Genomic DNA, 433 nt, shown 5'->3' with positions numbered 1-433 from the left:
TCTTCCTTAGTAATCCAGCGACGTTTTCCCTGTTCGACAATGGACTGCTCTGAAAAACAGCGAATAAAAAGTTCATACTCAGAGACATCTTCGAATCCTGTTTTGGTGATATCATAAAGGGTTTCTGCATCTTTTAAAAACTGTTCCATACGCTCTTCCAGTGTAGAACTTCTTTCATGATAAAATACTTTGTTGAAATCATTCGGCTGTGCGTAATGCAAAAGTGTCTCTGGAAGCATTTCCGGCTTTACACTATGAATATATGTGACTAATCGGGATATGCAGGAGTAGATCAATTCACTTCGTGCAAGCATACGCATGTTTGAATTAATCATCAAGGAGTCCATTCGACGAATCTTGCCATCAAGCTCCATCATTTTGGCGATTTCTTTATTATAGTTTTGGATGGCAGCTTTGTATAAATCAACTCCGT

General features: G+C 38.6%; 1 pseudogene. It reads right to left on the bottom strand.

From position 1 onward, the window contains the following. A pseudogene (locus tag ACTNA4_RS16145) lies at nt 1-433 on the bottom strand (hypothetical protein); the annotation flags it as partial.

The organism is Bariatricus sp. HCP28S3_A7 (assembly GCF_052066375.1).
GTDB lineage: Bacteria > Bacillota > Clostridia > Lachnospirales > Lachnospiraceae > Allocoprococcus.
This window is presented reverse-complemented; position numbering and strand designations above follow the sequence as displayed.